Below are 26721 nucleotides of genomic sequence, written 5' to 3'. Positions count from 1 at the left end.
TAAGCGAGATTGTCGATGTGATACGCATCGCTTTTTATCTAGATAAATTTGCAAACTGAGTTTCATGAAAGACTGACATTACTTCTTCCATCATCTCTTCATAACTATTGAAGCGATCCTGCTCGTAACAACCCAAAGGATTTTCAATTACATTCAGCAGACATTTATTGCAATAAGTACAGGGTTTATCTGCCAGGTCTTTACCTGCTTGAAAAGATTTAACTAGGTCATTATTAGCAATTAGGGTACGAGCCATTGTCACCCCATCACAATAGCGATCGCTAATTGCCTGACGAATATAAGAAGCTTGCTGTAAACCACCTGTACATAATACGGGAATATTAACGTGCTTTTTAATTTCTCTAGAATCTAGTAAGTTTCTGCCTTGGTTCTCTATTAGTAGCTGTTTGATTTTCGGGTCTTTTACATCATCACCACTAAATGCTTGAGGAGGCAATTGCTTTTTTACGCGATTCCATAAAAAATTGAAAATTGGATGCAAAAATGCTTTGCGAAATAAAATGTAGTTACGTGTGGTTTCGACACCACTCGACAACATGGCGTCATAAGTTTTAGTAATTACATCAAAATTAAAATCACCAATGGGATTGAGTGGGTGAGGAAATAAGCTACCAGTTGACACATGGACGGCATCAGCTCCAACTTCTTCTGCCCATTTACAAACTTGGATGGAATCTTCTATGGTATTACCTGGTTTTTCCCAAAAGGTGACGGCGTTGTTATAGTCAACGGCACTAATTTTGAATTGCAAATGAAAGTCGTTGCCTACTTCTTTGCGGATTGCTCTAATTACATCTAGCAAAAACCGCGCTCGATTCTCTAATGAACCACCATATTCATCTTGACGGTCGTTAATTCCAGAACTGAGAAATTGATTAAAAAGATATCCATTAGCACTGTGCAATTCCACTCCGTCCAAACCTGCTTCACGGGCACGTCTAGCACCATCAGCGAAGTATTGAATTGTTTCTTTAATCTCTGTTAGTGTCATCGCTTGACACAAAAAGCCGTGGAATGGCTCAGTTTGGCTAGTGGAACTTAACGCTTTTTTTCCTAAGTTTTCTACACCACCAATATCTTGCTGTCGCCCCGAATGGCTTAATTGCAAAATAAATTTACAGTCATATTCGTGGACTCTTTCTCCTACTTTTCGCCAAAAGGGAATGCGTTCATCACAGTTAATGGTGGCGTAATTGGGCATAATTCGTCCCCGGATGGCGACTGGGACAAAGGAACTAATAATCGCTCCTACACCACCACGAGCAAACTTTTCTTCCCAGTTGATTCGGGCTTGAGTACCTGAACCATCATAGTTATCCCATCTGCCAGAAATACTTGAGCGAAATATCCGATTTTTTACTGTGAGATTACGGAATCTCAATGGTTCAAAGATAATATCGTTTTCCATGTGTTCCTCTGTCTTTTATATTATTTCGGCAATAAAATTAGGCATCAAAATTATTCGTAGCACTAACAGTCTCGCCAAAGAACTATTATTTCTAGTGTCTTTGGGAGGGTAGTTTTTTATGTCTACAAATCTACAGTGGAGGTTTTCGGATGCGATCGCTAAGTATTAAGTCTTTGTTACTTAAATTTACCTACCAAGTTTCAGCATGGATATTTATCCTTATTGGTTTTTACAGTTATATAAAGACTTTTGCAATTTGTAAACCTACGGTATTTACAGAGCAATTGTTAAAAAAAGTGGAATTTTCCGTCTTTTATTTGTCTTAAAAGGTTAAGACAACCTTAAAAGTAGCTGCTAACAATTTGTTACAAACTTAACCAGGCACGTAGGAAATCGATATAACCATAGCAAATTGGTTATTGAACACCATTGTAAATTTACAATTTTTTAAATTTTTGATTTATAAATGTATAAAAGTTTATTGATGACGTTTTACAAAATTGTGTAGTAACTTCATATATAACGAACCTCAGTAGGGTACATTAATCATTAAAATATCCCAAGACTAATCTGGAAAATGGGAAATTAGTGATGAAGCATTAATGTACCTCTGCAAAGGTGAGGTGCAGTGGGAAAGGTTTAGGTGTTATGACCAGAGAGTTTTATGAAAAAGACAAGTCTAATTTTTAAGGGCTGTCTGCTCCTCCTATTCGCGACTATGTTTATAGTCTGCGGCTTTTATGGAATGCCTACAGCTCTAGCTGATGAGTATAGTGAAACACCTACGTCCATAAGTACCGAGTATTCAGATACGGGTGTATCTGAATACCCTGATAACTGTGAGGGCATCGGTTATCTCCCAGAGTACACAAAGGAGAATTTGACAGATGCCGAGAAACGGGGTCGTTGCACTTGGTACTTATGGACTGGCGGTAATTCTAAGTACTATCGTGATTTAGCAAAGCGAACACATGGCGGTGTTGACCTGCTAAAGCTGATTGACTCGCGTATGCATGACGAGCGATTGCAACGTTATGGCGCAATTAATGATCCTGGATGTGAAAAGGCGACAGCACCAGATGAATATGGATTGTTGCTAGATAAATGTAAAGATCCGCTCTCAACTGGCGTAATTGGGTTGCGTAAGTTCCCCAACCCCAACTTCGACTCGGCGAAATGGAACCCTGTTGAATATGCCAAAGACTCACAAGTTGAGCCTCCCTACGTGATCGGGCAGTCCTGCGCCATCTGTCATGTAGCGTTAGATCCTCTTAATCCACCCAAAGACAAGGAACATCCAAAATGGGAAAACCTTGTAGCAGCATTGGGTAATCAGTACATTAAGGAAAATAAATTATTTGCATCCAGCGTTGGAGAAAATAGTTTTGTTAAGCAAGTACTTGATTCTCAAAGACCTGGAACTTCTGATACTTCTCGGATTGCCACCGATCATATCAATAATCCGAATGCGATTAATGCCATTTTTAATTTAGGCGATCGCCCCACATATCCAGAGGTGATGAACGATGGGTCAATTAAGGATGTTAATCATATTCTCAAGGATGGTGCGGACTCTACAGGAGTGGCAAATGCCTCACTACGCGTCTACGTCAACATTGGGATGTGCGGCGATTACTGGACAAGTCTTCATGAGCCTTTATTAGGCAGAACTCCCCAAAAACCTTTTGATATTGAAAAGGCGCGCAAGGAGTGCGAAGGCTGGAGACAGACAGAAGCACGTATGGCTGATGCCGAAGCATTCTTGAAAACCATCAAGCCGATGCACCTGAAAGATGCACCAGGTGGTGAACAGTTCTTGACTAAAGATGAGGAAGTTCTCAAACGTGGCAAGCTAGTTTTTGCCAGCACTTGTGCTGGTTGTCATTCCAGCAAAAAGCCATCTGCTGAAATCGCTGCTGACCCCGAACAGGCTCAAAAATGGTACGAAGAGTCTGTACTCAGTAGTAATTTCCTCGACCACAACTTCTTGTCTGATGACCAGCGTTATCCAGTTACTTTAATTGGTACTAATGCGGCGCGATCGCTAGGGACAAATGCCGCTAAGGGGCATATTTGGGATCAGTTCTCGTCGAAGACGTTCAAAGAACTGCCTTCACCAGGTACTTTGACGCTGTACAACCCCTTCGATGAGAAAAAACCCATCGAATTTAAGATACCTGACGGCGGTTTGGGTTATTACCGTACACCTTCACTAGTGAGCATTTGGGCAACAGCACCACTTCTGCACAACAACACACTAGGACTTTACAACGAAGATCCTTCAGTGAAAGGACGTGTAGAAGCCTATACGGATGCGATGGAAAAGCTTCTGTGGCCTGAAAAGCGTGAGGGAATTATCAGCAGGACATCTAAAGATACCAAATTAGAGCTTCCCCCAGGAGATCCGAATCCCAGATTTAGGCTTCCTGTTCCTAAAGGTACACCTGTGAATTTGCTGGCAAGCATCAATATGAGAGAAGCGATTACATCTCTCAATCTCGGCAACCTTTTCCAAGACTTGAAACCAGGCGGTGGAATTAAGGGTAAGTTAGCACGTGTGCTTTTAAGAGCCAACAAATCTCCTGACTTTGTAGAAGATGAGGGTCATTATTTTGGCTCAAATCTCCCAGATGAAGATAAGAAAGCCCTAATTGAGTTCGTGAAAACTTTCTAAGTACAGCTCCCGTGTTAAATCGTAGTGTTTTAAAGGCAGAGAATTCGCTACGAATTAATAAAATGTTGTACTAAGACAACTTGTCTTGATATTCTGCACTCGTTCCCAGATTTTACCTGGGAACGAGAAAAAATATTGATTAAATAGCAAGGATATATATTATGCAGTATTTACCAATCGTCTTCGTTCGTGGATATGCAGGTACGCAAAAAGACGTTGAGCAAACAGTCAACGATCCCTTTTATGGATTTAATAGTGGTTCAACTCATATTCGAGTAGATGAGAAGGAAAATCCTCAGAAGTTTTTTTTCGAGAGTCCATTGCTGCGGCTAATGACCGATCATGGTTATCAACCGATTGTTGATAATCAGAATGTGAGCAATCAAATTAAGAGATTGTCTGGTCAACTTCATAAAACTATTTGGATCTATCGATTTTATGATATATCTACACCTAGCTTTGGCTCCTCAAGTGTAGTTCGACAAGAGATGGAGGAGATAGCTAAGGGTTTAAGAGACTTGATCCAGAATGTTAAGGAAACGACGGGTGCTGACAAAATTTATCTGGTTGGCCACTCAATGGGAGGTCTTGTTTGTCGCAGCTTGATTCAAAAAATTTATCCAGATGAAAACAAGCAAGCTGCGGATCACATTGACAAATTCTTTACCTACGCTACACCTCATGGTGGTATTTATTTTGAGGTCGGGGGTGGCTTAATTGAAAACCTTAGAGACAAGTTCCAATTGAATAATTCTGATGACTTTGGCCCCCAGCGGATGTACCAGTATTTAACACCTGAAGCCAACAAGCCAACAACTGAGTTACCCGATGACTTTCAGCTAGAAACACTACAAAGCATAGATACTGCATTTTCGCCAAGCCGCGTTTTTTCTCTAATCGGCACTAATGCACATGATTATGAAGAAGGTTTTGGTTTTTCACGCAAGTTTGTGGGAGTCAAAAGCGATGGTCTAGTTCAGATTGATAAAGCTTATATTCTTGGATCTCATCGTGCTTATGTTCATCGCTCTCATGGTGGACGTTATGGCATATTGAACTCCGAAGAAGGTTATCAAAACCTGCAACGATTTTTGTTTGGTGATATCCAGGTGAAACTCTCTCTGAGTAATGTTGAGTTAGAAGACTTGGACAAGAATTTTTATCAACTGGAAACTAGGGTAGCTTTGCGTGGTCTTCCTATTCCTATATATGAGCAAGCGATCGCTCATTATTGCCCAATTACACAAGAGTTAACCCGAACAGATAAACCTGTCCCCCTATTTACAGCTTTCTTAATCCCAAGAAACTCAGCCAGTGACGATAATACCTGTAGATATGCCCTGCGTTTAGCATTACATTCCTTTACAAAACAAGAGACAAATTGGTTACGTGACAGTCATCTCGACCAAGTGCCTTTGTGGTCTGACTATCTAATTACTGATGTTGCCGAATCAAATAGCACTTATGAGGCTAAATACAGTTGGAATTCTAAAGAAAAAGAGCCAGTAACAAAGTTAAATCCGACTTCCGAATCCAGTCCAGGTGTGTATGTTGCGTATATTTCCTTACCTGAACGTGGGCAAAAAGTCTTAGGAACAAATGCAGCAGTCCGCTTGGAAATTTCCCAATGGAAATAAATAAGTGCTTGTTGTGTAGTCAGTGATTAATTATCTTTACTTAGCACTTTTTAATTATTCTGGCGAGAAAATAATCAAGCTTAAAGAACGTTAAGTTAATAATGACTAATAACTAATGATTCATAAAAGGCATGAGTGAAAAATAATGGATAAATAAAGGCTATGTCTATATAAGGTTTCTAGATTAATACATAGTTTTTTTCACCAGATGTCTATTTATTTCAAGCTGTTAATAGAGGAAAATTATGCAGACTAATCGCAAACAAACGGCTCTTATCACTGGTGCATCTGGCGGCATCGGTTATGAATTCGTGAAATTATTTGCTCAGGATGGTTACAATCTTGTGTTAGTAGCTAGAAGCGTGGACAAGCTGGATAAAATCGCTGATGAATTTAAAAAGAAATTTGGCATTGATGTCAAAGTTATTTCCAAAGATTTATCTAACCCATCAGCCCCAGAAGAAATTTTCAGGGAGCTAGAACAAGCATCAATCAATGTTGATGTGTTGGTGAACAATGCTGGGTTTGCTACTTATGGATTATTTAATGAAATTGACCTGAATGCTGAAATGCAATTGTTACAAGTCAATATCTTATGTCTGACACATTTAACCAAGTTATTTCTCAAAGGTATGGTTAAACGGGGGTCTGGAAAAATATTAAACCTGGCTTCCACTGCTGCTTTTCAACCAGGACCGCTGATGGCAGTATACTACGCTAGTAAAGCCTATGTCTTATCGTTCTCAGAAGCGATCGCTAATGAATTAGAAGGTACAGGTGTCTCTGTGACGGCGCTATGTCCAGGGCCTACAGAATCTGGTTTTCAACAAAGAGCTGCAATGGAAGACTCAAAGTTGGTAAGTGGTCAGAAAATTATGACTGCGGAAACAGTAGCTCAAATCGGTTATCGTGGTCTATTTGAAAACAAAACTGTTATAATTCCCGGAATTAAAAATAAACTACTTGCTGAATCTGTAAGATTTACTCCCAGAAAGCTGGTAACAAAACTAGTTAGAAGTATGCAGGAAAGTAAGTAATAAGCCGGTCGGCGTAAATAATTAAGGCAGGGACAAAGGAAATTGGGGACAAGGGGAAAAACTTATTGCAAGTTCTCACCTCTTGTCCCCCTTATCCCCCTCTGCCCCCCAATACGGTTCGGTTAAAGGGTAAAGGGGAAAGGGGAAAGGGGAAAGGTTTTGAATACATCCTTTCCCCTTTACCCGCAAACCCATTCCCCAGATCATAAGGAAAGTGAAAAATGCTTATCCGAACCGTATTGCCTGCCCCCCTGCTTTTTCACTAATCCCCCTGTGGATGCTCATCCCACAAGGTTGTCAGTTCTCGTAAACTTTGATGATTGCCATTACCCAAAATCAGATGATCTAGTACCGGAATGCCCAAAAGCTGCGCCCCTGATAATAACTGACGCGTCAATTCTATATCTTCCTGGCTGGGTTCAAGGTTCCCAGAAGGATGGTTGTGGGCAACTATTACCCGCGTTGCACCTTGACGAATAACTTCTCGAAAAATATCACGAGGAGAAGCTAGGGTTTCGGTTGCAGTACCAATGGTAATTACTTGCGTACCCAGCAAGCGATTCTTGACATCTAACAACACCACTGCAAAACGTTCTTGTACCTGCCACATCAAATCTTGACTGAGGGTAGCAGCAGCAGCAAGTGGGCTATCAATTAATGTGCCATCATTGGGACGAGATTGAAAAGCGCGTTTACCCAATTCAATTGCTGCTAAGATACTTGTCGCTTTCGCTGGGCCAACACCAGAAATTTGCATCAATTCAGCAGGGCTAACTTCTCGCAGAACTACTAAAGGATCGCGTTGGTGCTTGGCTAATTCGCTCAAGATATATTGTCCCAAACCCACAGCAGATAGTTTTCCTGGCCCTTGACCAGTGCCTAGAAGAATTGCGATTAATTCGGCTGTGGCTAAAATTTTGGCACCATGCGTCATTAATCGCTCACGCGGACGCTCATTTGTAGGTAGGTCGGCAATTCTGAGGCAATAGGTCATATTAAACTAAGAGAATAGCACCACACATAGAACTATCCTTAGTTATCCCTTGTTTGCTCCCAAAATCTTCTTTATTTGAGAAAATCTTTAACCTTGGTAAGAGAGATATTGAATTGCTGCAAGCCCCCGTCAAGTCGGAATCATGAGTAATAAGTAGGTTGGCACAATTAAACCGAACTATACAAAGTTTTATATGGGTAAAGGAAAAAGGTTAAAGGGTAAAGGTTTTTCCCTTTTACCCTTAACCTTTACCCTTCTTAATTTAGTTGTGTTTTTTAGCACCTACTTACTTATCTGAAGGTTTGAGCAAGCAAAGTGCGTAGTTTCCGGCTTTAGGCATCGCATAATTAGCACACAACACTGCGATTCCTGGTTAACTATGAGTCAGCGATCGCATAATTCAGCAGCCCTACACCACAGGCGATCGCAAACCCTTTTAACTTTTTAATTTTCCTTAATTACTGATGAATTTGCGTTGCTTTCAACATGTGGTAGGTAATGATCAACTGAGTCAGAGCCAGAGGATAACTTTGCAGTGTTTCTCCAGTTGTACCAGCAATTTTACCCAGTTCTGGATTACTTTCGCGATCGCAAATATTTCGGAGATGGGGCATATCAGAACAAATAATATGCTCTAGCTTATTCACCTGTTCTAAGGTGGCATGACCATCAACTTCTAAAACATCCACAGGCTTGCACATATCCCTATCTAGTCCCAGCCGGATGGCTGAGTCAGAATTGCTGGAACTAGAGTTGGTTATTGCGGTGAAATCTGGATGTGGAATTGTCGGACGCAGTACCAGTCGGACATTCAGGTGTCCATTGGTTTCATCATCTTCATCAGTGGGTGGATAGAAACTAATGACTATATCAGACCATTGCCGTTGCGGACGGATAAACTGGGCTGAGTCTGGTTCGCGCTTTTCTAGTTCCGCTAGCACCTGTTCCGGTGTGTAACCCCGCTTTTGCGTATCTCGTTTGACTTTCCACTTAGCACGTAAATCTTCAGGAGGCGCAAGATAGACTTTAACATCATAAGAGTCACGGGCGGCACGAGTAGAATAACCGAGTAATCCTTCGATAATCACGAATTTACTGGGCTTGATATAGTGAGGTGCCTCGAATGTGCCTGTTTTGTGGCTATAAACTGGCTTGAGAATTGGTTGTCCTGTGCGTAGCAGCGACAGATGTTGCTGCATAATATCCAGGTGGTTGCAGTCGGGGTGGAGGGCAGTGATGCCAATTTCTGCACGTTGTTGGCGATCGTAACGGTGGTAATCATCTGTACAGATGATTGTGACATCTTCTGGGCCGAGTGCTTGAGCGATTCCCCGCGTTAGTGTTGTTTTACCAGCCGCGCTGTCGCCGACAATACCAAGAATTATTGGACGGCTCATCATAACCTCCGATAATAAAAACAACTTTAGTAATAAAATACCCACAATAGTTTTTATTCTAGAAGGGTTTAAGCAAGTAACTCAACCAAAGGCTTGGTATGCAATATCTCTACACATAGAGGATGTTTTAAAAGTGGTTTGCTGTAATTTTAAGCACTTGTTGATCCCCCTTAACCCCCCTTTTTAAGGGGGATTTAGAGGGATCTAAAATGTTTTGCTACCAACCAGAGGACTTTTAAAACATCCTCATAGAATGTTTGTGCGTAGGCGCAGCCCGTTATAGACATCGCTTTTTGCATAATAATTACAATCTACATGATTGTCAGAGTTATCTGCACACATAATCATGAATGCAAAACTAGACATTCCTTGCTGAACTTACTCTCAGGCGCAGATATTCAATTTTGATACAAGCATCCATAACCATATTTAGTCCTGCATCAATAGCTTTTTGTGCTGATGGTTGATGCCAGATACCCAGTTGTGTCCATACAGTTTTCGCATTGATAGAAATTGCTTCATCCACAATTTCTGACAAGTACTCACTACGGCGAAACACGTTAACAATATCCACAGGTTCGGGTAATTCCTGGAGTGAAGCATAACTGGGTTGACCATCAATTTCTTTAATTAGGGGGTTAACCGCATAGACTGTATAGCTTTTCTGCCGCAAGAATTGGGCGATTTGATAACTGGTGCGATCGCGTTTATCAGAGTGACCCACAACAGCGATGGTTTTGGCTTGAGTCAACACTTCACACAGGGCGTTATCATCTTCTTTAAGGTTTAGCATGGTCTAATATATCCTGAGCGTAGGCACAGCCCGTCGTAGACATCGCTTTGCTATCAAATCTGAGTTGCATTTAAATATAATTTTGACTTTTAAAAAATCATCCACGAGTATAAAAGACTCGTCCGCGAGTATAAAAGACTCGTCCGCGAATATCAAAGACTCGTCCACGAGTATAAAAGACTCGTCCGCGAATATCAAAGACTCATTCACGAATATCAAAGACTCGTCCACGAGTATAAAAGACTCATTCACGAGTATAAAAGACTCGTCCACGAGTATAAAAGACTCATTCACGAGTATAAAAGACTCGTCCGCGAGTATCAAAAACTCATTCACGAATATCAAAGACTCGTTTCCTATTCTCCATGCCCAATGCCCAATGCCCAATGCCCAATGCCCATGACAACTAAAACATTAGGACTCGAACAAAACCTATATGACTATTTACTATCAGTCTCTCTGCGAGAACCAGAAATTTTAACTCAACTGAGACAAGAAACAGCCCAGTATCCAATTGGGAGAATGCAGATTGCTCCCGAACAAGGGCAGTTTTTAGCGTTGCTAGTGCAATTGCTGGGAGCTAAGAAAACTTTGGAAATTGGGGTATTTACAGGTTATAGTTCCCTGGTGGTGGCATTAGCGTTACCTAGTGACGGTAAGGTGGTAGCCTGTGATATTAGTGAAGAATTTACAACGATCGCTCGGCGCTATTGGCAACAAGCAGGTGTGGCGGATAAAATTCAACTGCACATTGCCCCAGCTTTGCAGACTTTGGATCGACTACTCGCAACCAAAGAAGCAGAAACTTTTGATTTTGCTTTCATCGATGCAGATAAGAGCAACTATGATGGCTATTATGAGCGATCGCTGCAATTAGTGCGTCCGGGGGGATTGATTGTGATCGATAATGTCCTCTGGTCAGGTAGGGTTGCCGACCCGCAAGTACAAGATAATAGAACTAAAAGAATTCGTGCCTTTAATCAAAAACTGCATCAAGACCAGCGAGTTAGTCTTAGTGTACTAGCGATCGCAGATGGCTTAACTCTGGCATTGAAAAAGTAATACCAATTAAAAAAACAATGCGACAAATAGACCATTTGTAGAGACGCGATTCATCGCGTCTTCACCCAAGAATGTGTTGCAATCATTAATTGAATTGGTATACATTTAACGAAAATAGCTCTTATTGCTCTAACATTTGGAAAAATCGGGTAAAGTAATCTGGGAAAGTCTTCGCTGTACAACCAGGATCTTTAATTACAATCCCTGGAACCTTCAAGCCAGTGACAGCAAAAGCCATTGCCATCCGATGATCGTGATAGGTTTCAATTGCCGCCGGAGTAATAGGACTAGGCTCTATTTTCAGGCTATCTGCAAATTCTTCGACCTTAACTCCTAACCGACGCAACTCTGTGACGACAGCTTTAATCCGGTCGGTTTCCTTATATCGAATATGTTCTACATTACGAATCGTAATCGGGGAACTAGCAAAGGGTGCGATCGCTCCTAATGTTTGCACTAAATCTGAGATATCATTCATATCAATATCTATGCCTTGCAATTGCTTCGGCCCCGCCACTTCGGTGTAATCATCCGCATCCTTAATTTCGCAACCCATCTGTTCTAAAACATTCAGCCACAGAATATCACCTTGACAAGATTGTTTGGTCAAATGTTTGACGCGCACCCGTCCACCCGTGACAGCGGCGGCGGCAAAAAAGTAAGAAGCATTTGACGCATCGGGTTCTACTGTGTAATGTCGAGCTTGGTAACGTTGACCTGCTTTAATCTGAAATTGATTATCGCCGATTTGAATCACCTCCACGCCAAAATCTGCCATCAGACGACAGGTCATTTTGATGTAAGACTGAGAAACGAATGTCCCCTCAACCTCAAAAATCGTATCCTGTTGAGCGTAAGGCGCAATCATTAGCAATGCCGAAAGTTGCTGACTTGTTTGGTTGGCTTTCACCCGAAAATTTCCGCCAGCGAATTGCCGACTATAGACGGTGTAGGGCATAAACCCGGAGTTTCCCTCAAAGCTAACAGTTGCTCCACCCGTTTGCAGTACCGTCAGCATGTCACCCATTGGCCGTTCTCGCATTCTGGGAACGCCATCTAGCCGATATTCGCCATTACCCAGTGCCACCAGCGCCGAGATAAACCGTGCTGTAGTACCTGATAAACCCACAAATAAATCTGCCTGTTTAGCTGGGATGTCGCCTCCCTTTCCTGCAACCTGAATCTGAGCCAGATTAGGATTCAGAGTTATGGGAATACTCAATTGCTCTAAACATTTAGCAAAATACTCGCTGTCTTCACTAAATAGGGCATTTTCTAAAATTGAGTCACCTTGCGCCAAAGCTGCGACAAGCAATGCCCGATTGGTAAGACTTTTAGAACCAGGAATTTCTACCGTGGCATCCACTGGCCGATTTAGAGCAGGAATTGCAATGGTATCCACTTTAAACCTCTACGTAGGCGGTTAGCTACAACTTTATAATATTCCCATATCTTGAGCAAAAGGGGCAGGGGACGAGGGAGTGTGAGTTACAAGTAAAGAGTGAGAAATGAGATTTTAAAACTTATAATTTATAACTCCCATATAACTCGCAACTCATAATTCAGCACGGGTTAAACCCTAGCTATCCGCTAACAGGACTGTAGAAAAATGCAATTTATCGATCAAGCAAAAATTGAAGTTGAAGCTGGTAAGGGCGGCGATGGTATTGTCGCCTTCCGGCGAGAAAAGTACGTGCCGACTGGCGGCCCCTCTGGTGGTAACGGAGGACGAGGGGGTTCGGTATTTTTCGTTGCCGAAGAAAACCTACAAACTTTGTTGGACTTCAGATATAACCATCGCTTTCAGGCAGAAAAGGGTACTCGTGGCGGCCCAAATAACTGCACTGGGGCAGCAGGAAAGGATTTGATTATCGAAGTTCCCTGCGGTACAACCATTTATGATGCTGAAACTGGCGAATTGCTAGGGGATTTAATTGAGCCTAAGCAGACTTTGCTGATTGCCCAAGGTGGTAAAGGCGGACTGGGAAATCAGCATTTCTTGAGTAATCGTAACCGCGCCCCAGAATATGCCCTCCCAGGATTACCAGGGGAAATAAAGCAGCTGCGCCTAGAGTTAAAACTTTTGGCAGAAGTCGGAATTATTGGCTTACCAAATGCTGGTAAATCCACTTTAATTTCATCTTTATCTGCTGCACGTCCGAAAATTGCAGATTACCCTTTTACTACCCTCATTCCAAATTTGGGTGTAGTGCGGAAACCCACTGGCGATGGTACTGTTTTCGCCGACATTCCCGGACTGATTGAGGGAGCATCTCACGGTGCAGGGCTAGGACACGACTTCTTACGCCATATCGAGCGCACACGAGTGTTACTTCACTTGATTGATGCCACTAGCGATGATGTGGTTAGGGATTACAACACAATTAAGGAAGAATTACAAGCTTATGGACGGGGTTTAGCAGAACGTCCCCAAGTTTTAGCGCTGAACAAAATTGATGCAGTCGATCGGGAAACTGTGGATTTGGAGGCGTTAGCCACCCAACTTAATCATCTCTCCTACGCCCCGGTTTTTGTGATTTCAGCAGTTACTCGCACCGGGTTAGAGCCGATGTTACAGGAAATTTGGGGAATTCTTGACCAAATGAAGGTTCCTGAAGAAGTGGAGGTATTTAGCTGACGAAATAACAAATTATGTTGACGGATGCTGAATCAGGGGAATTTTAATCACAAACTCAGCGCCTTGTCCTGGCTGCGAAAGACATTCTAAAGAACCGCCATGTTTTTCTGTAATGATTTGGTAGCTAATGGCAAGACCCATTCCCGTACCTTGACCAATGGGTTTGGTAGTAAAGAAAGGGTCAAATAGTTGTTTTTTAACATCTTCTGGTATTCCCAATCCATTGTCGGTAATTCTAATTGTTACCTGATTTGGCTGCTGTAGTTGGGTGCGAATGCAAATTGTCGGAGAAGTCATTAGTGCTTTGTAATTTGTCCTTTGTTTAGAGTTGTTTCCTAATGACAAATGACAAATAACAAATGACTCTTCAAGTGCATCGATCGCATTTGACAAAATATTCATGAATACTTGATTTAGCTGCCCTGCGTAACATTCAACCAGTGGTAGTTCGCAGTATTCTTTGATTATTTCAATTGTCGGGCGTTGGTTATTACCCTTGAGGCGGTTTTGCAAAATCATCAGAGTACTGTCGATTCCCTCATGGATATCAACAGCTTTCATTTCGGCTTCATCCAAACGCGAAAACGTTCGCAAAGAAAGCACAATATCGCGAATGCGGTCTGCCCCAACTTTCATTGAGTTGATTATTTGTGGAAAATCTGATTTCAAAAAGTCTAGTTCGATTCGTTCTGCAAAATCCTGAATTTCTAGCACAGGTTCAGGATAATTACTTTGGTAAAGTTGCAAAAGTGAAAGTAAATCTTGGGTGTATTCTTTGGCAGGAGTGAGGTTGCCATAGATAAAATTGACTGGGTTGTTGATTTCGTGTGCCACTCCAGCAACTAGTTGACCCAAACTAGACATCTTTTCAGTTTGAATTAAGTGAGTTTGGGTGTGTTTAAGTTCGTAGAGTGCAACTTTAAGTTCTTCGGCTTGTTGTCTGAGTTGCGCTTCCGACTTTAGCAGGGCTTCCTTGGCTTGTTTGCGTTCTGTAATGTCCCTAGCAACAGCTACCTGACAAAAAGGTTCTCCTGTTTCAGGATGTTTAACCATGAAGATGCTGCAATCAGTAGGAATTTCTATACCTGTTTGAAAATGTCTATGGCGAAACTCGCCTTGCCAAAAACCATGTTGAAGTATCAAAGGAATAATTTGTTGCTGAAACTCTGCAAAAGCTTCTGGTGAATGAAAATCAGCCACTGGCTTGGTTTGAGCTACCTCCAGGCTACTAAGTCCCACCATCTTGAGTCCGGCAGGGTTTACATAGACAACTTGTGCTTCCATTGAAGCAATGCCAATAAAGTCGCTGCTGTTTTCAATCAATGCGACAAATTTTTGCTGTTCCTCTTCAGCGCGTTTGCGTTCTGTGATGTCTAACACCATTGAGGCAACGCCAATCACCTGCCCATCAGGAGCGACTAACGAGTTGTTATACCACTCACAGACCATCGTTCTGCCATCTTTAGTGATGTTCTCGTTGACGCTAAAACTTCCTCCTTGTTCTGTTAACAAGGCAGTGATAATCTCATTGACGTGCTTTCTGGCATTTTCAGGTACTACGATCTCAAAACTATTCCCCAGCATTTCCTCTGTGGTGTATCCAAAGATTCTTTCTGCTGCCCGATTCCATGTCTGAATCTCAAAGTTGGTATTCCATTCAATAATGGCTAAAGGTGTTTGTTCAATCAGCAATGCCAGTCTTTGCTGTGAAGTCCTGAGTTCTGCCTCTGCTTGCTTGTATTCGGTAATGTCCCGAAAATACCAAATTCTACCGTAGTAATCTCCTAAAGGTGATATCTCATCACCAACCTCTTGCTGTTTACGCACGGGTGCAGAATAGCGCTCAAAAATCTTTCCAGATTTGAGGAAAATTTCATCACGGCTGCTTTCCTCTGGATGCTGGTAAAGATAATCCACCTTAGCCATAAATTCGTCTGGATTTACTAATTTGTCTAGTACCCATTGCACGAGTTGGCGATCGTCCCCTTTTTGGATTAGTGCCACAGGAATTTGCCATAACTGGGAGAATTTCTGATTTGATGATGTAACTGTAAGATTTTCATCAATAATCAGAATTCCGTCGATGGAAGCTTCTTGTTGAGCTTGGAGTACAGCATTAAGGCGGTGTAGGTCTTTTTCTGCTTGCTGGCGTAAGCGCAGCGTAGCTTGCTGTTCGCTGATGTCACGAAGCAACCAACGCCAGCCGACCTGCTGACCCTGTGAATTATACATAGCAACCATTTTGATCCGAGCAGGAAAGGCTGTACTTCTTCGTGGCTGTAGATCGATTTCCCAATCCTGCACTTGTTGTAAACTTGCCAATTGGTTCGTAAAGGTTTGGCGGTCTGATTCAGCGATAAACAGGATGAATGGTTTACCTACCAGAAATTTTTGTCTCACAGATAGTAAGGCTGCGGCTATATAGTTAGCCTCTTTGATGATCCCGGCTAAATCCGTCACCAAGTAAGCATCTGGGGCGAGATCGAATAAATCCCGGTAACGCCGATGTTTTATTTCAGCTGTTTCACGAGCGATCGCTAATTCTTCGTTTTGTTGGCGCAGTTCTTCTTCAACTACTTTAAGTTCTTTTAGGGTTTCCATAAGATCGGTAGTATCGGTAACTCTGCCAGTCACATCTTGAACTTTCCCAACTTCATTCTGTAAAATGATGTCTCGAATACTACCGACCAAAAATTGATTACCAGTCTCATCCTGAAAGCAAGACTTTTTTGTAGAGATCAGATGGGTTATACCCTGAACATCAGTAAAGAGATGCTGGTTCTCATTAGTAATATTTGTCGTGAAAACCAGTTCATCTATTTCCTGGAACACATCAGCTTCTACTTGCGGAAAAAAATCATAGTCTGACTTGCCAATTAATTCTTCTCGGCTATGACCAACAAAATCACAGTAGCGATCGTTCAGTAATACCCAACGATGTTGACGGTCTTTGACAAAAATTGGGTCAGAGATGCCATTAATTATTTGATGCAGAAATGCTAGGGAGAAGTTTTGCTGTTGTGTGTTTTTTTGCGCGGGGTTATCTAAATATCTAGAATCGTTCATACCCAAATTTATCTCTAAAATGGAGCTAAACAGCTTTTTTTAGCTCCCTATGTGTAACCATGAGTAGTATTTATTATTCCCAGAATCACTACTAATGCAACAGGGAATTGGGGATTGAGAGGATTATGTTCTCTGGGGGAACAAAGAGATGAGGTTAGGTTTAGCGATGCCTGTGGCCAGCTACGCCAACGCATTTATTAATTGTGGCGCGGCTTTTTTGAATACCATAATTGATCCGAAACCTTAAAAGCTTTGCTTGCTAGTAAAAAAAATTCGTCCTTGCCCAAGCTGAAAATGGGCAAGCAGGCTCTATATGGCAAGGCAATCAATGCATTCGGGAACTTCAAAAACTTTCAAATGGCAGTTTTAACGGGAAACTTAAGTATTAAGAAATAATTAAGTTTTGTTGACTCATCTATCCAAGAGTAGAAGTGAATAAGCTTAAAAACGTATATTTTTAAAAATTGTAAACTCATTTAGATACTTCAGATTTGAAGTTTCAACAATCTTTTACTGATGCAACAAAAATTTTCACTAACGGTCGAGGAAAAACAAAAATTATTTCATACACAATTAGTCAAGTTCGGTGTGGAATATGAAAAAGCAAGAAAAGCATCTGAGATTTTAGCGCTACAGAAGCCTGATGAAGTGTTGACACAAGAAGAGATACAGCTTACTAAAGAAGTTTGTAAAAAATGGTTAGCACAGCATAAACGTTTCAAAGACTTGATCTCTGTGTTAGAGACAGACCGTAGTTTATTAAGAGACGAAGCGTGAGAGACTTTTGGTAAAGAGTCTATTTAGTTCATGGTGGAGACGCTTGCCTTCAGGCTTAGATAAGCAGCTTGAAGTTTAAAGAGCCTCCACAGTTGGAACCTATAACCTAAAGTAGGCATCTTGCAGGTTTATTACGTCTATCTCGGTGCAATACCTGATAGAGTCAAAATTCCTTTTTTGTCACACTTGTTGTAATTTAGTCTCCAGTGGGCAGTCAAATGAGTAGCGTTTGGGTAGTATGAGCGCCACTTGCGATCGCCCAATATGAGGATAAAGCATAGCGGTATTGATACGAAACCTTAAAATGCTTGCTGTATCGTCAAATTCGTAGACTAGACTAGAACCACAGGGTACCATCAGAGGAATATTATGATGAGCGATCGCGACTATACCTTAATCATTGACAAAAGCGGCAGTATGTCCACACCCGACCAAGTGGGTGGTAGAAGTAGATGGGAAATCGCTCAAGAGTCTACTCTGGCTTTGGCCAGAAAGGCCGAACAGTTTGACCCCGATGGCATCACCGTTTACGTGTTTTCTGGGAGATTTAAACGCTACAATGATGTCACCTCAGCCAAAGTCGGCCAGATATTTCTCGAAAATGACCCTGCTGGCACAACAAACTTAGCAGGTGTACTCCAGGATGCCCTCAATAACTACTTTCAACGCAAAGCAGCCGGTAAAACCAAGCCAAACGGAGAGACAATTTTAGTCATCACCGATGGTGAACCAGACGATCGCAAAGCTGTGTTTGAAGTCATCATCCATGCGACTCGTCAGATGGAACGTGATGAAGAATTAGCAATTTCGATCATTCAAGTAGGTTCAGATGCCCAAGCAACTAAGTTCCTCAAGGCTTTGGATGACCAGTTGCAAAGTGTTGGTGCTAAATTTGATATTTGCGATACAGTCACTTTAGACGACTTAGAAGAAATGAGTCTTGTAGATGTATTGACGAACGCAATAACTGACTAAATATACCAGAATTTAGAATTCAGGAGTAAAACACGCTTTATACTTGGGTAGCAGGCTTACCTTGTGTAGCTCACCAACTTTAAATCTGCTCCATGTTTATCGATCAGCAATAGTTTAGTAACTGTTAATTCTTGATTGGAGAATTGAATAATGCTAGAAAATCGTGACTATACCTTGATTATCGACAAAAGCGGTAGCATGGCAACCCAAGATCAAAAGGGTGGTAGAACTAGATGGGTTGCAGCCCAGGAATCTACTTTAGCTTTAGCTAGTAAGTGTGAGCAATTTGACCCAGATGGCATCACTATATATGTATTTTCTGGTAAATTCAAACGATACGAAAACGTCACATCCAACAAGGTATCACAAATTTTTCGAGAGAACGATCCTTCTGGTACAACTGATTTGGCAAGCGTATTGAAACATGCAACTGATGATTACCTTCAACGCAAAGCAGCCGGTCAAACCAAGTCAAATGGTGAAACAATTTTAGTGGTTACTGATGGTGAGCCGGACGATCGCAAAGCAGTCATGAGGGTAATTATTGAAACTTCTCGCCGCATCGATAGAGATGAAGAATTAGCCATTTCTTTTATTCAAGTTGGTACAGATCAACAAGCTACCCGCTTTCTCAAAGTCTTAGATGATGAACTCCAAAGTGCTGGTGCTAAGTTTGATATCTGTGACACCATTACTATGGAAGATATGGAAGATTTGAGTTTATCGGAAGTGCTACTTAATGCTATTAATGACTAGCTATACTATTTATTAGGAATTGCAAAAATGGATTCCATTGATAAGCTATTAGCTGAACTACAAACTGAATGTAAAGAAGTACAACCTCAACAGCAGCAGTCAACATCAGCCACAGTCAAATCGTTTATTTCATCATCGCCAAAGTCGGCATCTTTGATAGATAATCTTTTGGCAGAAGTTAAAGCTGATTTTGCCGAAGAGGATGCTGCTATTGAATTAAAAAAACAGCAAGAACTAGAACAGGAACGAATTCAACAAGAAAAAATCAAAGCTAAACAACTAGAAGGTTTAAAAGTGCAGGCGAAAGAATGGTTAACCAAAGTAGATCCACTTTCGTCTGAAGGACTTTGGTTTGAAAGGTTTGCGGAAAGTTACCCGTCAAAATTAGAGGCAGCAATTGAATATTTAAAAAGCAATGAATGAATTAAAAATTCAATATCCTGCTTATCAATGTGCTTGCTTGAATTGAAAATTAGCAATTATTATTTAAGTTAAGTAAGTCCAAATAATTAAAATATAGTGTAAAGTGTGTTACCGCATTAGCTTAACGCACCGAAAACCTCAAATTGTAAGTTAGGCAAGCCGTAATATTACAGTTGTCTTAAAAATCAGCAATTATTATTTATAATCAATATTAATGATGATTTGTTTGAGCTAAATGTTGCACAGCCCAGTCGTGCATAGCATAGAGAATTGGTTGCAAAGTTTCTCCTAAAGGTGTCAGTGAATATTCTACCTTGGGTGGGATTTGGGGATAAACTTCTCGATGAATAATTCCATCTTCCTCCATTTCTCTGAGTTGCTGAGTTAGCATTTTTTGGGTAACTCCAGGTAAAGCTCGTTGCAGCTCACCAAACCGTTTTACACCAGTCATTAATTCTCTAATAATCAAAACTTTCCAGCGTCCGCCAATCACTTTTAGGGTAGTTTCTACTTCACAAGTCAGCCTGAAATGGTTTTCTGCTTCAGCTTTCATAGTTTTTTTGTAGGAATCACCTGACTCAGGTTTTCTGGATATATCGCTAGTTATCTGTTACTTGTTCATAACTAGTGTAGCAGCTGCGGGAATATGACAATACAGTAGATACTTGCTGTCTTTTGCAGTCCACTGAACGCGGATGTTTGATTATTACTGTTACCAGAAGCAATCAAAGTGCGATCGCTCTTAGCTTGACTTTATCCATTTTTTTCGCAACGCGATACTCCTGCGGAGTCGTTGCACGAACGCTTAAGATGAAACCTTTGTAGGGCAGTAGTTTTACTTTTTTAACTTCATATATAATCTGTGACGTGGAAAAAGTATTTACCAAAAAGCTAGGGTTTTGGCCGGATAAAGAAAGCGAGTTCTTAATTTTGGATCAAGTCGAGCTTAGAGGATGTCTGAGAAGCTTTAGATAATGAGTCCCAATCTCTAGCAAAATACGCCGCTAAACTAATAGTATACAGCAACAAAAATCTCAGGTTAAGAAACCCCTGGCTAACGAAAGTTTGAGCCAGGGATAGTTGATCGTTAGATACTCAAGATATCTATAATTACGTAGCTACCAACTCAGAATCGATTTCCGACGGCGCACTATCCTGGACTAGCGATCGCGTTTCACCGTTACGCTGGAGGATACCGCCAACCATTGCCAACAAAGCGTTCACTTTGCGAGTTCGCCACATATCTACGAGATTTTGCACTTCAGTCGCAGACATCCGGCGCAGCATCGCTTCGTAGAGATAAGCAGCATGTCCAGTTTCATCTTGGGCAATACTTAGCATTCCTAATTTTAAGTTACGAGCGGTTGACTCGTTATCAGGTAATACTTTTGCCATTCGCGCAAAGTCTTTACTAGCATCTAACTCCAGAATGTATGTGCTAGCCATAAACATATCCCAGTCAATGACAGCTGGTTTTAGCTGTTCTTGAGTGTAACCTTCATAGAATGCTGCGAAAAAGGGACTACGCTGTTGTGATTTTTTTGTGGATGTAGTTGGGGGTTGACGCTTGAAATCTATAACTTGTTTATTCAGCTGTTGTAAGGCGTGGGCAAAAATTTGACCATGCCTAGTTTCATCTGATGCATGTTTTGCTAGTTTTTCGGCTAGCCATGTATCGCCTTCAGCAGCTGCGCGATCGCTAAGTGCAGATAAAAATGGCACAGAGCCAGATTCGGCCAACTGAAACCCCGCAAGGATGTTGGGGCGGGTTTTAGAGTCACGAATTTGAGCAGCAGAGTAATAGGCAAAGACACTTGAACCAGCTAGATGCAGAAGGTTAGTCAAGAAGTTCATCAAAAATTCCCGCTGACAATTGGAAGGTTACAATTCTTATACTAATTCGCATTTTCTATCGGTTGCCGCCAGAGTGTCTTACTATTATTTCAAATTTTGAATTGCCTGTAGAACTATATGCCAACAGTTAACAAATATATCTTTGTATTTTGTTAATATCATCCCACAGAGGTAGGTAAATTTGGATGGAGAAATTAATTAAACTAATGCGATTTTGGCTTTGTGCAACGATCATAATTTTAAATTTGATGGGCTGCGATCGCTTTATCGGTACTTCTGGAGAATCGGTTGAGCGAGTCAGTGATGGCGATACTTTAGTAGTAAAAGATACTAATGGCAAAAATCTTACAGTCCGTTTTGCTTGTGTAGATGCACCAGAGATAGCTCATACTAACAAAGAAAAGCAGAGTAAACGTATTAGCGATCGCAATCAATTTACTTGGGGTGTGAAAGCCCAAGAACGCGTGCAACAACTGGTACAACAAGGAGGCGATCGCGTGACTTTGAATATCACCGATAGCGATCGCTATGGGCGTAAAATTGCCGAAGTCCGTTTAAAAAATGGCACTTTTGTGCAACAGGTATTGTTGCAAGAAGGTCTAGCAAAAGTGTATCGTCCCTATTTAAACAAGTGTCCTAGTAAAGACTTAGTTCAGCAAGCCGAAACTAAAGCGAAAGAACAACGGCTCGGCGTTTGGAGCGATACTAAATTTGTAAATCCTTGGGAATATCGCAGTCTATATAAGAAGTAAAAACTCGGCATTGCATATTTGCGCGATAATTTAGCAACTCCCAAAATTCCCCCCTGCTCCCCTGCTCCCCTGCTCCCCTGCTCCCCTGCCCCCCTGCCTCCTCTGCTCCCCTGCCCCCCTGCCTCCTCTGCTCCCCTGCCCCCCTGCCTCCCCTGCCCCCCTGCCCCCCCTAATCCTCTCCCCAAGTTTGCAGTTGCAAATAAACTAGTACCAGCGCCACTGCTAATAATACAGTCGCTCCTGCTGCTGCATAACCAAAATCAAACTGACCAAAAGCCTCTTGGTAAATGTAGTAAACCAGCAGATTAGTCGAATTTAGTGGTCCACCGCCAGTCATCACAAAAACTTGCTCAAAACTCCGCAATGTAAAAATTGCGGTAGTAATGATTGCAAATATCATAGTCGGGCGCAATCCGGGCAAAGTAATATACCAAAATTGTTGCCAAGCATTTGCTCCATCTAAGTCTGCTGCTTCATAACGACTGGGAGGAATTGCTTGCAATCCTGCTAAAAAAACCACCATATTGAAACCCAGTTGTTTCCAAATACTCATTAAAATAATTACTGGCATTGCCCAAAATGTGTCTCCTAGCCAGGGTATCTCTGAAATCCCAAAAAAATTTAAAAGTCCGTTAACTGGGCCTGATGTTTGAAACAGCCAGCGAAACCCCAAACCGGCTGCCACAAGTGAGATAATTGAAGGTAGAAAATAGGCACTCCGCAGGATGCCCCGCAAGGGAATGGAACGGTTTAATAGTACTGCCAATCCCAAGGAGATAACTAAACTGGGAATGATGGTGGCAACAGTAAAATAGAAGGTGTTACCCAAAACTTGCAAGAAGTCGGGGTTGAGTAGCAAACGCCAATAGTTTTTTAAGCCTATCCAATAAATACCTTTTAAGGTGAAACTACCAGCAGTGAAACTGAGATAGAACAAATAGGCAATCGGCCAAATGATAAAAACACCCAGCAAAATTAATGCTGGTGCAAGAAAAATCCACGCGGCTACTGTATCATTATCCAACCACGACTTAGTATATATTTTTGGCATCTATAATTAACCCTCCTAGCTGTTATGACTCTCCGCCTTGATTCTACCCTGAGCTTAATTTCTCCCAACATTAGCGATAATTCCCAACAATTCGCCCCTTTAAAGCTGGGAATTATGGCTTCTGGGAATGGCAGCAATTTTGATGTAGTTGCCCAAGCTATCGAAGATGGGCAGCTAAATGCCCAAATTCAAGTTTTAATTTACAATAACCCCTCGGCGAAAGCAGCCGTCAGAGCAGCTAATAGAGGTGTAGAAACTGTTTTATTAAATCACCGCAACTATCAAAACCGAGAAGAGTTTGACGAAAAGATTGTGCAGACATTGCGGCACTACGATGTAGAATGGGTAATTTTAGCAGGGTGGATGCGACTATTAACGTCAGTTTTTATTGATGCTTTTCCTGAGAGGATTATCAATATCCATCCTAGTTTGTTACCTAGTTTCAAAGGAATCCATGCTGTAGAACAAGCCTTAGCATCTGGGGTAAAAATTACTGGTTGTACAGTGCATATAGCTTGTTTAGAAATGGATAGCGGCCCAATATTAATGCAAGCCGCAGTACCAGTACTGCCGGATGATACAGCAGAAACACTCCACGCCAGGATTCAAATTCAAGAACATCGAATTTTACCATTAGCGATCGCTCTGGCAGCTTCTTCGTCAAAAGTTACACTAAGCTTGTCGTAAAAATACATATATCAATTAGTGGCGCACAGCTAGCTGCGCGCCCTTACTATTCATCAGAGTTAGCTTCAGCAGCTTGATACGCTTGCAAAAGCCTAGCATGATCGAGAGTAAATCCTACTTGCATGGCTATTTGGGCAAATAAATCAATCTCAGATTGTTGCCAATCACGGGGTTCAGAACATTGGTGTGCAATTAATAAGCCAAATAGCTGCTCATCTTTAATAATTGGTGCTACTAAATTTGCTTTCACACCAAAAGATGCGAGCAGGTTAATGTGACAATCAGCCAAATTAGACTCATAAATGTTGTTGATTGCGACAACATCACCAGATTGGTACTTTTCTACATAGCTTTCAGTAAAACAAGGGTCGTGAATTTTAGACCGCAAAACTTTGGGATAACCCGGAAGCACTGATTCAGCAATAATAATTCCAAACCAATTAGCGTAAAAGCTATAAACCAGCACTCGGTCAGTACTCAGTGCTTTGCGAACCTCTTCCACAGCAGTTTTGATGATATCCTCTTCCTTGAGAGATTGGCGAATGCTGCGGATAATATCCACTAGTAACTGACTTCGCATCCTTTCAGCTTCAATTCTTTGCAGGAGTCTTGCATGGTCGAGAGCAAATCCTACTTGCATCGCCATCTGGCCAAATAAATCAATCTCAGTTTGTTGCCAATCACGGGGTTTGGAGCATTGATGTGCAATTAACAAGCCAAATAGCTCTTTATCTTTAATAATGGGGGCGACCAGATTTGCTTTCACACCAAAGGATTCGAGCAAGTTAATATGGCAGTCAGCCAAACCAGCTTCATAAATGTTGTTGATTGCCAGAACGCGACCAGACTGATACTCTTCTACATAGCCTTGACCGAAACATGGGTCTTGGATTTCAGCTCGCAAAACTTTTGGGTAAGTGAGAACAACTGATTCAGCAATCACTGTTCCAGACCAATCAGCATCAAAGCTATAAACCATCACTCGGTCGGTACTTAGAGCTTTGCGAACTTCTTCCACAGTGGTTTTGAGGACATCCTCTTCGTTGAGTGATTGACGAATGATGCCGATAGTATCTGCTAATAACTGACTTTGCACACTCTCAGCCTCGATGCGTTGCAGCAGCCTTGCATGGTCGAGAGCAAACCCGACTTGCATCGCTATTTGGGCAAATAAATCAACCTCAGATTGTTGCCAATCACGGGGTCTGGAACATTGATGTGCAATTAATAAGCCAAATAATTGTTCATCTTTGAGAATGGGGGCGACCAGATTTGCTTTGACAGCAAAGGATTCGAGTAAGTTAATATGGCAGTCAGCCAAACCAGCTTCATAAATGTTGTTTGTGGCTACAACGCGACCAGACTGATACTTTTCTACATAACCCTGACCGAAACAGATGTCTTGAATTTCAGACCGCAAAACTTTGGGATAACCTGGAACCACTGATTCGGCAATTATAATTCCAGACCAATTAGCGTCAAAGCTATAAACCAGCACTCGGTCAGTACTCAGAGCTTTACGAGCCTCTTCCACCGTCGTTTTGAGGACATCTTCTTCGTTGAGCGATTGGCGAATGCTGCGGGTAATTTCTATAAATACCTGAGCGTTATCTGCCTTGGTATCTACTTGTTGTAGAAGGTTGGCGTAATCAAGGGCAAATCCTACTTGCATGGCTATTTGAGAGAACAAATCAATCTCAGACTGTTGCCAAAAGCGAAGTCTAGAACATTGATGTGCAATCAATAAACCGAATAGCTGTTTGCCTTTGAGAATCGGTGCTACTAAATTAGATTTGACAGCAAATTGCTCCAGCAACTCAATATCACCATCACTGAGATCGCCTTGATGGATATTATCAATAGCATGGATGCTACCATTCTGATATTTTTCTATATACCCTGCCTCAAATCCAGGCTCAGAGACTGTAACCCCTAATATTTTCGGTAAACCAGGTGCTACTGATTCGGCAATAAAGGTTCCATTATAGCTGGAGTCGAAGCAAAAGATGGTGACGCGATCGATGCTTAAAGCTTTACGAATTTCTTCTGAGGTAGTTTTGAGAACATCTTCTTGATTGAATGATTCTCGAACCCAACGGGTAATTTTGATTAATAGTTGGGAGTAATCAGCTTCGGCTTCTTTCTCTTGTACTAAAACCGAAAGCAGGTCTGTGAATAAGGCGATGTTTCTTTCTAACATCACTAATTCATCTTGGCTAGCGATGAAGACTTGAGTAAACTCACTGTCTGGACGTAGCTTCTTTTTAATCTTATTAGAAATTGCAGCAACGTTGCTGACTCGACTTATAACTCGATTCGTCACAAAAACAGCGATCGCACCTGTTAAAATCGCTGTCACTCCCATACCAGTTAACAAGAGTGACAATTGTCTTTCTAGAGCAAGTTCAGTTTCTGTTGAACTTTGTTCACTCTCAAGTCTTACTTGCGGAGTTTGTGTGTTAATTAAATTAATGCCATATTTATAAGTAGCTGTTCCAATTGCAACCACAGGAAGGACACTTATACTTAGTGCCCAAACTATTGCTTTAGTTTTTAAACTCCATTTTTGTTGCCAGAGTCTCTGTTGACGATTTTGTCTTGTTTGGCTTTGAGAAAAAGACTGACTCATAAAGAAAACCTGGATTGCTGCAATTGAGAATCAAGTAAATAACCTCACCATCAAATTCTACATAAAACTTATAAAACAAGGACTGGCTTT

General features: G+C 41.5%; 21 protein-coding genes. 11 read left to right on the top strand and 10 right to left on the bottom strand.

Features of this window, described 5'->3' with window-relative positions:
• Window positions 1-34: 34 nt before the first annotated feature.
• Window positions 35-1429, bottom strand: coding sequence for an NADH:flavin oxidoreductase (locus RMY27_RS15675; protein ID WP_322664676.1), 1395 nt, complete (start codon window positions 1427-1429; stop codon window positions 35-37).
• A 745-nt stretch (window positions 1430-2174) separates the two neighbouring features.
• Here RMY27_RS15675 and RMY27_RS15670 point away from each other — a divergent pair.
• From RMY27_RS15670 to RMY27_RS15660, 3 genes are all read left to right on the top strand, one after another.
• Complete coding sequence (locus tag RMY27_RS15670; protein ID WP_322664674.1) at window positions 2175-4103, top strand: hypothetical protein; 1929 nt, start codon at window positions 2175-2177, stop codon at window positions 4101-4103.
• A gap of 161 nt (window positions 4104-4264) precedes the next feature.
• On the top strand, window positions 4265-5740 hold the full coding sequence (locus RMY27_RS15665; RefSeq protein WP_322664672.1) for a lipase family alpha/beta hydrolase: 1476 nt from the start codon (window positions 4265-4267) through the stop codon (window positions 5738-5740).
• A gap of 245 nt (window positions 5741-5985) precedes the next feature.
• Window positions 5986-6777, top strand: a complete 792-nt coding sequence (locus RMY27_RS15660; RefSeq protein WP_322664670.1) for an SDR family oxidoreductase — start codon at window positions 5986-5988, stop codon at window positions 6775-6777.
• 262 nt (window positions 6778-7039) lie between these two features.
• Here RMY27_RS15660 and radC read toward each other — a convergent pair whose 3' ends face one another.
• From radC to RMY27_RS15645, 3 genes are all read right to left on the bottom strand, one after another.
• Window positions 7040-7771: a RadC family protein gene (gene radC, locus RMY27_RS15655; protein WP_322664668.1), complete on the bottom strand. Its 732-nt coding sequence runs from the start codon at window positions 7769-7771 to the stop codon at window positions 7040-7042.
• A 458-nt stretch (window positions 7772-8229) separates the two neighbouring features.
• Complete coding sequence (locus RMY27_RS15650) at window positions 8230-9168, bottom strand: phosphoribulokinase (protein WP_322664727.1); 939 nt, start codon at window positions 9166-9168, stop codon at window positions 8230-8232.
• Between the two features lie 358 nt (window positions 9169-9526).
• A complete protein-coding gene (locus tag RMY27_RS15645; protein ID WP_322664666.1) occupies window positions 9527-9961 on the bottom strand; it encodes a CoA-binding protein in 435 nt (144 codons plus the stop codon).
• A gap of 399 nt (window positions 9962-10360) precedes the next feature.
• On the opposite strand from RMY27_RS15645, the gene RMY27_RS15640 reads away from it, so the two are divergent.
• On the top strand, window positions 10361-11023 hold the full coding sequence (locus RMY27_RS15640) for a class I SAM-dependent methyltransferase (protein WP_322664664.1): 663 nt from the start codon (window positions 10361-10363) through the stop codon (window positions 11021-11023).
• A gap of 121 nt (window positions 11024-11144) precedes the next feature.
• Here the strand turns inward: RMY27_RS15640 and aroA are convergent, their stop codons facing one another.
• Window positions 11145-12425, bottom strand: a complete 1281-nt coding sequence (gene aroA / locus RMY27_RS15635; RefSeq protein WP_322664662.1) for a 3-phosphoshikimate 1-carboxyvinyltransferase — start codon at window positions 12423-12425, stop codon at window positions 11145-11147.
• 207 nt (window positions 12426-12632) lie between these two features.
• Here aroA and obgE point away from each other — a divergent pair, with 207 nt between their 5' ends.
• On the top strand, window positions 12633-13661 hold the full coding sequence (gene obgE / locus RMY27_RS15630) for a GTPase ObgE (RefSeq protein ID WP_322664660.1): 1029 nt from the start codon (window positions 12633-12635) through the stop codon (window positions 13659-13661).
• 12 nt (window positions 13662-13673) lie between these two features.
• On the opposite strand, the gene RMY27_RS15625 is transcribed toward obgE, so the two are convergent.
• Window positions 13674-16727: a PAS domain S-box protein gene (locus RMY27_RS15625; RefSeq protein ID WP_322664658.1), complete on the bottom strand. Its 3054-nt coding sequence runs from the start codon at window positions 16725-16727 to the stop codon at window positions 13674-13676.
• A 516-nt stretch (window positions 16728-17243) separates the two neighbouring features.
• On the opposite strand from RMY27_RS15625, the gene RMY27_RS15620 reads away from it, so the two are divergent.
• The 4 genes from RMY27_RS15620 (at window position 17244) to RMY27_RS15605 (ending at window position 19658) form a co-directional block, all read left to right on the top strand.
• Window positions 17244-17504 (top strand): hypothetical protein, encoded by a 261-nt coding sequence (locus tag RMY27_RS15620; protein WP_322664656.1) that lies wholly within the window; start codon window positions 17244-17246, stop codon window positions 17502-17504.
• A gap of 369 nt (window positions 17505-17873) precedes the next feature.
• Complete coding sequence (locus RMY27_RS15615) at window positions 17874-18479, top strand: VWA domain-containing protein (protein WP_322664654.1); 606 nt, start codon at window positions 17874-17876, stop codon at window positions 18477-18479.
• A 150-nt stretch (window positions 18480-18629) separates the two neighbouring features.
• Window positions 18630-19235, top strand: a complete 606-nt coding sequence (locus tag RMY27_RS15610; protein ID WP_322664652.1) for a VWA domain-containing protein — start codon at window positions 18630-18632, stop codon at window positions 19233-19235.
• 27 nt (window positions 19236-19262) lie between these two features.
• Window positions 19263-19658 carry a salt stress protein, Slr1339 family gene (locus tag RMY27_RS15605; protein ID WP_322664650.1) on the top strand — a complete coding sequence of 132 codons (396 nt, stop codon included), beginning with the start codon at window positions 19263-19265 and terminating at the stop codon, window positions 19656-19658.
• A gap of 211 nt (window positions 19659-19869) precedes the next feature.
• Here the strand turns inward: RMY27_RS15605 and RMY27_RS15600 are convergent, their stop codons facing one another.
• Both RMY27_RS15600 and RMY27_RS15595 read right to left on the bottom strand, forming a co-directional pair.
• Window positions 19870-20211: a helix-turn-helix domain-containing protein gene (locus tag RMY27_RS15600; protein ID WP_322664648.1), complete on the bottom strand. Its 342-nt coding sequence runs from the start codon at window positions 20209-20211 to the stop codon at window positions 19870-19872.
• 557 nt (window positions 20212-20768) lie between these two features.
• Window positions 20769-21512: a ferritin-like domain-containing protein gene (locus tag RMY27_RS15595; protein WP_322664646.1), complete on the bottom strand. Its 744-nt coding sequence runs from the start codon at window positions 21510-21512 to the stop codon at window positions 20769-20771.
• Between the two features lie 185 nt (window positions 21513-21697).
• On the opposite strand from RMY27_RS15595, the gene RMY27_RS15590 reads away from it, so the two are divergent.
• Window positions 21698-22264, top strand: a complete 567-nt coding sequence (locus tag RMY27_RS15590; protein ID WP_322664644.1) for a thermonuclease family protein — start codon at window positions 21698-21700, stop codon at window positions 22262-22264.
• Between the two features lie 169 nt (window positions 22265-22433).
• Here the strand turns inward: RMY27_RS15590 and RMY27_RS15585 are convergent, their stop codons facing one another.
• A complete protein-coding gene (locus RMY27_RS15585) occupies window positions 22434-23315 on the bottom strand; it encodes a sugar ABC transporter permease (RefSeq protein WP_322664642.1) in 882 nt (293 codons plus the stop codon).
• A gap of 24 nt (window positions 23316-23339) precedes the next feature.
• Here RMY27_RS15585 and purN point away from each other — a divergent pair, with 24 nt between their 5' ends.
• On the top strand, window positions 23340-24002 hold the full coding sequence (gene purN, locus RMY27_RS15580; protein ID WP_322664640.1) for a phosphoribosylglycinamide formyltransferase: 663 nt from the start codon (window positions 23340-23342) through the stop codon (window positions 24000-24002).
• Between the two features lie 46 nt (window positions 24003-24048).
• Here the strand turns inward: purN and RMY27_RS15575 are convergent, their stop codons facing one another.
• Window positions 24049-26631: a GAF domain-containing protein gene (locus RMY27_RS15575; RefSeq protein WP_322664638.1), complete on the bottom strand. Its 2583-nt coding sequence runs from the start codon at window positions 26629-26631 to the stop codon at window positions 24049-24051.
• Window positions 26632-26721 lie beyond the last annotated feature (90 nt).

Origin of the sequence: Nostoc sp. DedQUE09, from assembly GCF_034530915.1 — a bacterium.
Classification (GTDB): domain Bacteria; phylum Cyanobacteriota; class Cyanobacteriia; order Cyanobacteriales; family Nostocaceae; genus Nostoc.
This window is presented reverse-complemented; position numbering and strand designations above follow the sequence as displayed.